Here is a 6,549-nt window from a genome sequence, read left to right as displayed (position 1 = left end):
GTTCCATCATGCCAGCCACGGAAAACGCCTGTTGGGTCTAATTGGTCATGAAGATCTAAAATATTGCGCTCAGACTGATATTTTAGATGTCTTGCCGATCCAGAAAGAACCAGGAATTTTAGTTAAGAATGAGTAATCCTCTGGCTAAAAATTACCTGTCCCTTGCTGGCAAACGCTCCCTCGCCGAGCAATATCAGTATCAGGCATTTTCTACCAAGTTGCATTCTAATCCGTAACCTTGATAAAGGGAGTGAGAAGTAGAAAGTAGGGAGTGAAAATTTCTTACATTACGTTTTTGACTGCAACTTGGTATTAGATGCTTTCCCTGAGCCAATGTGACATCCTTCCAGCGCTGCCTTAAGGGACAGCGTTGGGCTTCCCAGAGATTTAGCTAGTTGATGATTCCAGCGCTTTTGAACAATCGCTATCGAATTATTCAGGCTCTTGCGACGGGCGGATTTGGTGAAACCTTTCTGGCACAGGATACGCATATGCCTTCAGGTCGTCACTGTGTCATTAAGCAACTCAAACCGATCGCAAACAATCCCAATGTTTACCAACTGGTTCAAGAGCGGTTTGAGCGGGAAGCCGCAATTCTAGAGCAACTGGGTGAGGGAAGCACTCAGATTCCTCGGTTGTATGCTTATTTTGCCGAGTACGGACAGTTTTATTTAGTGCAGGAATGGATTGAAGGCGTCACTTTAAATGCCGCATTACAACGGAACGGCTTATTGGGCGAGAGTGACGTGAAGGAAATACTGTTGAGTATTTTACCCATCCTGGATTATGTTCACAACCGAGGAATTATCCACCGAGATATCAAACCCAACAACATCATGCTCAGACAACACGATGGCAAACCCGTGTTAATTGATTTCGGCATTGCCAAAGAAACGATGGGTATGGTGGTCAATCCTCAAGGGGAGATAACTAGCTCCATTGTGGTCGGAACAAAAGGCTTCATGCCTCTAGAGCAAGCAGCAGGTAAACCGGTCTATGCCAGTGACTTATACAGCTTGGGTCTAACAGCAATTTACCTATTAACGAGTAAACGCCCTCAAGAATTAGAGACAAATCCTGAGACTGGTCAGTTCGTTTGGCACACAGATGCGGTGAAGGTTAGCCCCAGCTTAGCAGCCATTTTAGACAAGACGACTCAGCCTCATCCGCGCGATCGCTTCTCAACAGCCAGAGAAATGCTCCTTGCCTTGCAGGCGGATACTCCAGTCTTAAAAAATATCCAAGAAATTATTCCAGCAAAGCCAACTCTCCCATCATCTCAGACTAAAACAACCCAGGCACCCGATCTAGAAACCACAAAACTCCCCACCCCTACTGAGGGTGCTCTTGACTGGGGAGTAGGAGGACAAAGAAGACTTGGCAATACTCCCCCGTATTCCCACTCTTCACTTCCCAAACCTCAATCCCCAATCCCTTCTCAAGAAGTACTGGAAGCGAAAACGCTTTACTCCCGACAAGAGTATCGCAATCGCCAAATCTTGCTCAACAAGGTGAAAAATTATTGGATTAAGGGTGTTCTAGAAACGTCTCTACACGATAAGGCACTGATTGCCCTCGGTTTAGAAAAACGCCTCGATGCCCTTGATCGCCCTTGGGGAATTGTCTGGGAAACACCTGAGCAACCCCGGCAAACCTTGCCCCCAAATACCCGAATTATTGACCAATTCGACCAACTTGGAGCCGGACGAACGCTGTTAATTTTAGGCGCTCCTGGTGCAGGCAAAACAACGACACTGTTGGAACTAACTCGCGATCTAATTTCTCGTACCGAGCAAGACCTCAACCAGTCTATCCCTGTAGTATTTAACCTTTCAGCTTGGACAAATGACAAGCAAGCGCTTGCTGATTGGCTGGTACAAGAACTCAATACCAAATATCAAGTTTCCACAGAAATCGGTCAGGCTTGGATTAAAACTGAGCAGCTATTGCTACTTCTGGATGGCTTAGACGAAGTCAGTCCTACTCGTCGAGCAGCATGTGTTCAAGCGTTAAACGAATTCATCCAGTTACACGGAACCACTGAAATTGTAGTGACCAGCCGCATCAAAGACTATGAAGCCCTCGACCACCACCTCCGATTTCAGGCCGCTTTGTTCATCCAACCCCTAACCTTAGAACAAGTTCATCACTATCTTGCTAGTGCAGATTTAGAACTAGCCGCTCTCAATACCGCCCTACAAGCTGATACTACACTCCAAGAATTAGCCCAGTCTCCCCTAATGCTCAGTATTATGACTCTCGCTTACCAGGGGCTGTCGGTAACAGACTTACCGGGGATGAATTTGGAAGAACGCCGCCAACATTTGTTTGATAACTACATTCAACGCATGTTTGACCGCCGAGGCGCTAATCGTCAGTATTCAAAATCACAATCAATGCAGTGGCTAATTTGGCTAGCGCAACAACTATCTCAGCAGTCTCAAACTGTATTCTTAATCGAGCGAATGCAGCCAGATTTGTTGCCCAAAAACTGGCAAAAACGGATTTACGGACTCAGTGTTGTTCTCTGTTTTATCCTGTTCGGTGGGCTGATAGGAATATTGGTTTTCCCGCTTAACCGAATGCTTCTACTGCTCTCCGCTACAGGGTTAGCTTTTTGGCTTATTTTCGGTATTTATCGCATCAAACCTGTTGAGAAGCTAAAATGGTCTGGGAAAAACGCCAGGAAAAATCTGATTCCTGGAGTAGTTTTTGGTTCGCTTTGGGGATTGCTCCTCAAAATCCCTTATTATTTATTACTTAACCCCTTGCCTTTTAGTCTTGCCCATCCTCATTTTCAGGAGTCATTGCTTCGTGGGCTAGTGTTTGGGATGACAATGGGGCTGACTGTTGGGTTAGTTCGTGGGTTAACTAGCCCTGGTATCGAGATGCTCACAGTTCCCAATCAAGGAATTTGGCAGTCTGCTAAAAATGCTGTTGTTTTTTCTTTAATGGGATTTTGCGTGGCGTGTGTAGGAGCTGCGCTATTGCATTGGCGAGTTTTGTATTGGGGAATGTTTGGTCTATCCTTTGGACTGGTAGCTGGAGGCGGTGAAGCTTGTATCAAACACTTCATTCTGCGCCTTATTCTCTACTTGTGTGGGTATATTCCTGGGAATTATGCTCGTTTTCTCGACTGGGCGACAGAGCGAATTTTTTTACAAAAAGTTGGTGGAGGCTACATTTTTATTCATCGTCTACTGTTGGAACATTTTGCACAAACGCCCCTGTTGAGGGATTAGGGAAAAAGCTTAAAGTTGAAAATTGGTAAATTGAAAGTTGAAAGTTTACAGATTGAGAGTTCTAACCTTCAACCTTCAACCTTCAACCTTCAACCTTCAACCCGCTTTAGAACTGTCGCAAAAATCGCAAATCACTGCTGTACAATCGACGAATATCATCAATTTGATGGAGCACCATAGCAAAGCGTTCTGCGCCAAAACCTGCGGCAAAACCCGTGTAAATCTCAGGGTCGTAACCGACGGCTTTGAGTACATTGGGGTCAACCATGCCACAACCCCCCATTTCTAACCATTTCCCTCTCCACTTCACGTCTACTTCTGCCGAAGGTTCTGTAAAGGGGAAATAACTGGCACGGAAACGTAACTCTATCTCCTCGCCAAACAATTCTTGGAAGAATTCCTTGAGGGTACCTTTCAGGTTAGTAAAAGTTATCCCCTCATCTACGGCTAAGATTTCTATTTGATGAAACACAGCAGAGTGGGTGGCGTCCACAGTATCCCGGCGATAAACTCGACCGGGTGCAATAATTCGGATTGGTGGTTCATTAGTCTCCTCCATGTAGCGAATTTGTACGGAAGAGGTATGAGTGCGTAGCAAGTTACCATCCGGCAGGTAGAAGGTATCCTGCATATCCCTGGCTGGATGGTCAGGGGGGGTGTTGAGTGCCTCAAAGTTGTAGTAATCCGTCTCCATTTCCAGACCGGCGGCGACGGTATAGCCTAAACCAACAAAGATATCCAACACCCGATCAATCGTGCTATTGAGGGGGTGAATCCGACCTTGAAGGCGATAAACTCCTGGCATCGTCACATCAAGGGTTTCGGCTTCCAATTGTGCCTGAATTTGGGCCGCTTGTAGTTCAGTGCGCTTCTTTTCCAAACTCTCTTGGAGGGCTTCTTTAACAACATTGGCAAAAGCACCAATGCGACGTTTGTCTTCTGGTGCTAGCTTGCCCATACCCCCCAGAACCTGAGACAGTTGCGCTTTCTTGCCCAGGTAACTGATGCGTAATTGTTCCAATTGTTCTAGGGTATCAGTAGCAGCGATCTTGGAAAGTGCTTCTTCTTTGATGGCGGCTAATTGAGTCTCAAGCTCGTCAGGCGAAATGGTCATGCTAGGTCTGTGAAGAAAGTTTTGAGTTTGGTTAATGTGGCAGGACGTAGCCTGTTTTGAGTGGAGCGGAAACAGTACGTGCCAGAAAGGGACTTTTGGAATTAGCCCTGTGGCATCGTCAATTTTTGCCAGAAAAACCGAGTTGTTTCCAGCTCCGTCCTAAGAATTTGTAGGCAGGGAAATTGACCAAAGCCAATTACCTTTACCAGTGTACCTACCTGAGCTGTCATTCTTTTAAAGTATTGGTCTGAGATGAGGTGGTAGCTTGGTAGCTTTACGTTAGCGAGCGCTGCACTCGGATTTCGCTTTCCGAAAAACAGCATTGTCCCCCAAGCCTCAACGAGAACGCGAGAGTCCCCACCCTCTTGCGCGAGTGGGCGTCCAGCCCACAATGTTTAGGGTGGGGAGGAAGAACGGGATGCCGGAGGGACGGAGGCATCCAAACCACTTTCCGCCTTTTCACGATAGCGCTAATATAGATTCAGTTCGTGAAATTATTATGCGACAAACCCTAACCGCCAAATTAAAAGTAGAAGTCACCCAAGAGCAAAAAGAACAGCTCCGGTTGACTTGTTTGGCATACAGGGACGCACTGAATTACACGTCCGGTGTTGCTTTTGAAATGGGTAAAACCTACAACGGCACCAAGATTCAGAAGGAAGTTTACTACACCTTACGGGAGAAGTTTAACCTTCCCTCACAGATGGCTTGCAACGTTCCGACGCTCGTTCCTCGCTAACGCTTCGCTATCGTCAAGTTGGAGCAACATACAAGTCATTACGGACAAAACTGAAGCAGAACGAGGAGGCAATCACATCAGGTCGTACTAAGAGACGATACAAAGGACTGGACAAACCCCCCAAATACGTTTCCCGTACTTATACCCTAAATTACCAGCGTGACTACTCATTCGTTAAAGACCAGAAGGTGAGTGTCATCACTCTAGATGGTCGAATTAAAGTAAGTTATCAAGGCTATTCCAAGCACTTGGAAATGATTCAGTCTGGAGTAGCTAAAATCGGAGCGGCAAAGCTGTGGTACTCGAAACCGACCAAGACTTACTACCTATTGGTGAGCATGGAGGTAGAGGTGCCAGACTTAACACCAACCGATATTAATCGAATTGTAGGAGTAGATGTTGGGCAGCGATACATTGCTGTTGCAGCAGACACCCAGAACAAGTCTCAGTTTTTCAGCGGCAAAGAGGTGAGACACAAAGCTTCTGGTTATGTTAAAGCAAGAAAGTCTTTGCAGCGTCAAGGCACCCGTAGTGCAACTCGTAAATTAGTTGCGTTATCTGGACGGGAGAGACGGTTTATCGCTGACACCAATCACTGTATTGCTAAACAAGTTGTAACACCTAGCACCCTAATCGGACTGGAGAATCTAACCCATATCCGAGAGCGGACAAGACCCAAGAAAACTGGGAAGAAGGCGTCCAAGAAGCAGCGTCGTGCTAACAGCAACAAGGCTCGTTGGTCGTTTGCCGAATTACACGGCTTCATTGACTACAAGGCTGTGCTGTCTGGAAGTTTAGCCGTGAACATGGATGCTCATTACACTTCTCAGGCTTGTCCGTGTTGCGGTCACACATCTCAAGAAAATAGACCCAACAAGGGTCTATCTTTTGTGTGTCAGCAATGCGGGTATACTCTTCATGCTGATTTGGTTGGTGCTAGGAATATTGCACTTAGAGTGTTGCTTTCTCGGCAAGACTGGGAGAGTACGGGGCGCTTTTCAGCCGTCCCTGATGCGTCGTCGGATGAAACCAAAGGTGAGCGCCGCTCCAGGTACTCGCAATTGAGGTGGACGATAGATGCAATCTCCACCCTCAACGCAGCGGAGTCCTTTCAGGACAAAGCGGAGTAGGGTGGAGTAGTTGAAGATAGAATCAAACAACGACTTTCATCTTTGCGGCGATATTACTTTTTCATGAAATTGCTCATCAGCAACGACGACGGGATTTTTGCACTGGGTATTCGCACCCTCGCCGACACGCTTGCCAAAGTCGGTCATGATGTTACGGTTGTTTGTCCCAACCGAGAGCGATCGGCAACAGGTCATGGTCTTACCTTACACGACCCTATTCGTGCCGAAAAAGTTGAGTCAATCTTTCACCCAACGGTTAAAGCTTGGTCTTGTTCAGGAACGCCCTCAGACTGCGTGAAGTTGGCACTGGGGGCATTAATTGAT

6 protein-coding genes are annotated in these 6,549 nt (G+C 46.7%); 5 read left to right on the top strand and 1 reads right to left on the bottom strand.

The annotated features are described in order from the left end of the window. The coding region (locus V6C93_RS19080; RefSeq protein ID WP_333478250.1) for a 2-phosphosulfolactate phosphatase at positions 1–136 on the top strand (136 nt) is incomplete at its 5' end. 262 nt (positions 137–398) lie between these two features. Continuing rightward, complete coding sequence (locus V6C93_RS19075) at positions 399–3,242, top strand: protein kinase domain-containing protein (protein ID WP_333478249.1); 2,844 nt, start codon at positions 399–401, stop codon at positions 3,240–3,242. Positions 3,243–3,348: 106 nt separating this feature from the next. Here V6C93_RS19075 and pheS read toward each other — a convergent pair whose 3' ends face one another. Next, a complete protein-coding gene (gene pheS, locus V6C93_RS19070; protein ID WP_333478248.1) occupies positions 3,349–4,356 on the bottom strand; it encodes a phenylalanine--tRNA ligase subunit alpha in 1,008 nt (335 codons plus the stop codon). 418 nt (positions 4,357–4,774) lie between these two features. On the opposite strand from pheS, the gene V6C93_RS38780 reads away from it, so the two are divergent. The 3 genes from V6C93_RS38780 to V6C93_RS19055 all read left to right on the top strand — a co-directional run. Further along, complete coding sequence (locus V6C93_RS38780; protein ID WP_333478247.1) at positions 4,775–5,095, top strand: hypothetical protein; 321 nt, start codon at positions 4,775–4,777, stop codon at positions 5,093–5,095. Next, positions 5,065–6,225, top strand: a complete 1,161-nt coding sequence (locus tag V6C93_RS19060; RefSeq protein WP_333478246.1) for an RNA-guided endonuclease InsQ/TnpB family protein — start codon at positions 5,065–5,067, stop codon at positions 6,223–6,225. The genes V6C93_RS38780 and V6C93_RS19060 overlap by 31 nt, the downstream gene beginning before the upstream one ends. Before the next feature lie 63 nt (positions 6,226–6,288). Continuing rightward, positions 6,289–6,549, top strand: a 261-nt coding sequence (locus V6C93_RS19055) for a 5'/3'-nucleotidase SurE (protein WP_333478245.1), incomplete at its 3' end; no start/stop codon positions are given.

Source organism: Allocoleopsis sp., assembly GCF_036703385.1.
Classification (GTDB): Bacteria; Cyanobacteriota; Cyanobacteriia; order Cyanobacteriales; family Coleofasciculaceae; genus Allocoleopsis.
This window is presented reverse-complemented; position numbering and strand designations above follow the sequence as displayed.